The organism is Anoxybacillus sp. LAT27, assembly GCF_022030075.1.
Lineage (GTDB): Bacteria > Bacillota > Bacilli > Bacillales > Anoxybacillaceae > Anoxybacillus > Anoxybacillus kestanbolensis.
The window spans coordinates 1-3832 of the sequence record NZ_JAIWYK010000029.1 but is presented as its reverse complement, the minus strand read 5'-3'; the positions used below and the strand labels follow the sequence as shown (position 1 = coordinate 3832).

The following is a 3832-nucleotide window of genomic DNA, read 5'->3' as shown; positions in this document are numbered from 1 at the left end:
AAGATGTCCCGGCTGTGTCTCGGGACATCTTTTTAGCTCTTCATGCGCGGATCCAATGCATCGCGCAATCCATCTCCCATTAAGTTAAATCCTAACACCGTTAGCATGATTGCCAGCCCTGGAAAAATCATCGTCCAAGGCGCCTGTGTTAAATACGCTTTTGAATCGGCTAGCATTTTCCCCCATTCCGGGTTCGGCGGCTGAGCTCCTAATCCGAGAAACCCAAGCGCTGCTGCTTCAATGATTGCCGTCGCAATCGCAAGCGTGCCTTGCACAATAATCGGCGCCATGCTGTTTGGTAAAATGTGATGAAATAAAATGCGTGCATCACTCATCCCGATTGCTTTTGCTGCTGTAATATACTCCTCCTGCTTAATGCTTAATACACGCGAACGAATGAGACGACCGAAGTTTGGAATGTTAATGACTGCAATCGCAATAAGTGCATTTTTCAACGACGGTCCTAAAACGGCAACGATGCCGATTGCTAACAAAATACTTGGAAACGCCAGCATAATGTCAAATATGCGCGAAATGACGGCGTCGATCCAACGCCCATAATACCCTGCGATAATTCCAAGTAAAGAACCGATGACTACCGAACCTAATACTGAAAAAAATCCGACCCATAGCGAAATGCGTGCTCCATAAACGACGCGAGAAAAAATATCTCTCCCGAAATCGTCTGTCCCAAATATATGGTCTTTCGATGGAGCTTGTAAACGCATCGAAAGTTGTTGATCGTTCATCTCGTACGGAGCAATTAATGGGGCAAAAACAGCAAGCAAAATGAAAAATAGTACAATGCCGCTTCCGACGAGAGCCATTTTATTTTTCCGAAAGCGAATCCATCCTTCTTTCCATAACGATGTCGCTTGTTCTTCTTGTTGTACAATATTTGCTTCGTTTCGTGCAAGCTCAGCCAATTCGCTTCCCTCCTTTAGTTATATTTAATGCGCGGATCGATCGCTGCATATAACAAATCCACAATTAAATTAATGAAAATAAAAATCATCGCCACAATCAAAATACCAGATTGAATGACAGGGTAATCACGATAGCCGATCGCTTCATAAATATAGCGACCAATTCCCGGCCAGCTAAAAATCGTTTCGGTTAAAATCGCACCGCCAAGCAACAACCCCATTTGCAAGCCAATCACCGTCAACACAGGGATGATCGCATTTTTTAACGAATGCTTGTACACTACCCAAAACATACTTAATCCTTTCGCACGTGCTGTGCGAATATAATCGGACTTCATCACCTCAAGCATGCTTGAGCGAGTCATGCGAGCAATAATCGCCATTGGGATCGTTGCTAAAGCGACGCTCGGAAGCACTAAATGTTGCAACGTTTGAACAAACTGATCTGTATGTCCTTGCATTAACGTATCAATGACATATAAGTGGGTAATCGGTTCAATCGGATTACGAACATCTTCACGTCCAGATGTTGGAAACCAATCTAAGTTAATTGCAAAAATCCATTGTTCCATCAACCCAAGCCAAAAAATCGGCATCGAAACGCCAACTAACGCTAACACCATCGCTACATAGTCAAACCAAGAATTTTGAAACCATGCACTAATAATACCTGCATTGACACCGATCACAACAGCGATGAACATTGCTGCAAGCGATAATTCTAATGTCGCTGCTAAATATGGCCAAATTTCTTGCGAGACCGCAACCCCCGTACGCAGCGATTCCCCTAAATCCCCTTTTAATAATCCACCGAGATATTTAATATATTGAACATACCACGGTTGATCTAATCCGAGTTTATGCGTTAATGCTTCAACAGCTTCTTTCGTCGCCTTTTGTCCTAAAATGACTTGAGCTGGGTTACCTGGAATAGCACGAATCATAAAAAATACAACGAGCGACATACCAAGCAACACAGGAATGACCGTTAACAAGCGTTTGATCGTATATGAAAACATACGTCTCACTCCTTTCTCACATGATGGAAAGGGAGAGGATTCCCTCCCCTCCCTCAACACAACGATTATTTAAACTGTACTTTTGTAAATTTATCCGTTCCTGTCGGATGCGGATTAAATCCTTCAACGTTTGCTTTACCTGCTAATAACGGTGTTGAGTGTACGAGCGGAATCCATGGTGCGTCTTCTTTAATAATTTCTTGCGCTTTTTTGTACAATTCATTTCGTTTGTTTTCATCGCTAACTGTTTGCGCTTCGATTAAAATGTTGTGCAACTCATCGTTTGCATAGTACGTGTAGTTGTTGCTTCCAATGCTATCTTTATCAAGTAGCGCATACAAGAAGTTGTCAGCGTCACCGTTATCACCTGTCCAACCGAGCAAGAACGCATCTGCTTCTCCTTTTGCTACTTTATCTAAGTATGTTGCCCATTCATACGTGACGATTTTTGCTTTTACCCCAATTTTCGCAAAGCTTGCTTGCAACGCTTCAGCTACTTTTTGTCCATCTGGCATGTACGGACGTGGAACAGGCATCGCCCATAATTCCATTTCAAATCCGTTTGGATAACCAGCTTCTGCAAGCAATTGTTTTGCTTTTTCTAAATCATACGGATAATCTTGAATCGCATCATTATAGCCAGGAATGCTTGGTGGCAATGGGTTTTTCGCAGGTTGTGCTTGACCTGCATAAAACGCATCAATGATCGCCTGTTTATCGACCGCATGATTCAACGCTTGACGAACGAGTTTATTGCCTAACGGACCACGTGTAACCGTTAATCCGACATAACCAACGTTCATCGAAGGACGTTTAAACACTTGGAAATCTTTATTTCCTTCTACTTGAGCTAAATCAGAAGGATTCAAATCTTCCATAATATCAATCTCGCCTTTTAATAACGCATTCAAACGAGCAGAGTTATCTGGGATAGACACGAAAATTAATTTATCAAGTTTTGGATGTCCTTCTAACCAATATTCTTTATTTTTCTCAAGCACGATGCGCTCATTGCGTTTCCACTCTTTAAAGACGAACGGTCCCGTTCCAACAGGATTTTCACCAAATTTATCGCCATATTTTTTTACGGCTTCAGGACTAGCAATCGCAAACGGTACCATCGCAAGGTTTTTTAAGAATGGTGCTTGCGGACGTTTTAAAACAAACTGCACAGTATGTTCATCTAACGCTTTTACTTCTTTAATGACATGCCCTTCATCGTTTTTGTATCCACCAAACATAGAGCCGTAGTATGGGAACGTATCCGCATTTCCGTTTGCCCAACGTTCAAAGTTAAATACAACCGCTTCTGCGTTAAAATCTGTTCCGTCGTGGAACTTCACGCCTTTACGAAGCGTAAACGTATACGTAAGTCCATCTGGGGAAACTTCCCATTTTTCCGCTAATGCCGGTTGGATCGACGTGTCGCCATCATTGTAATCGAGCAATGTGTCAAAAATGTTTTTCGTGACTTTAAACGATTCACCGTCTGTCACTGTCGCTGGGTCTAATCCAACGGAGTCTCCGCCACGCCCATAAACGAGCGTTGTCGGCTTGTTCGTTTCTTCTGTCTTCTCTCCACCTGTTTGTTCCGACTTGCCGCAACCTGCAAGCGCAGTCGCTGCTACAAGAAGAAACGTAAGCATGGTGAGTAACCATTTTTTCTTCATTTCTTTTCCCCCTTAGTAAATAATATATATTTCATCGCTTGCCATCTTTATGTATAAAGATGGCAAGCGACAGACTGTTGAAAAACGATTTTGTCAAGGACAAAATCGTTTTTCTTTTGTTAATATGTTAAAGGAAAACTATGAAGAAGGAGAGGTAGAAGTATGTACCGTCCTTTCTCCAAGTCAGAATTGAAAAAGAACAGAAAAGCATATGAAA

At 42.2% G+C, this 3832-nt stretch carries 3 protein-coding genes; all 3 read right to left on the bottom strand.

Annotated features, from left to right (window positions below):
* Positions 1–32: 32 nt before the first annotated feature.
* Positions 33–926: a nickel transporter permease gene (nikC, locus tag LD028_RS01995; RefSeq protein WP_006322061.1), complete on the bottom strand. Its 894-nt coding sequence runs from the start codon at positions 924–926 to the stop codon at positions 33–35.
* Between the two features lie 14 nt (positions 927–940).
* The gene (locus LD028_RS01990) at positions 941–1945 is read right to left on the bottom strand and encodes an ABC transporter permease (protein ID WP_006322059.1); all 1005 of its coding nucleotides are present in this window, start codon (positions 1943–1945) and stop codon (positions 941–943) included.
* Between the two features lie 65 nt (positions 1946–2010).
* Positions 2011–3615, bottom strand: coding sequence for an ABC transporter substrate-binding protein (locus tag LD028_RS01985; RefSeq protein WP_006322058.1), 1605 nt, complete (start codon positions 3613–3615; stop codon positions 2011–2013).
* Between the last annotated feature and the right edge of the window lie 217 nt (positions 3616–3832).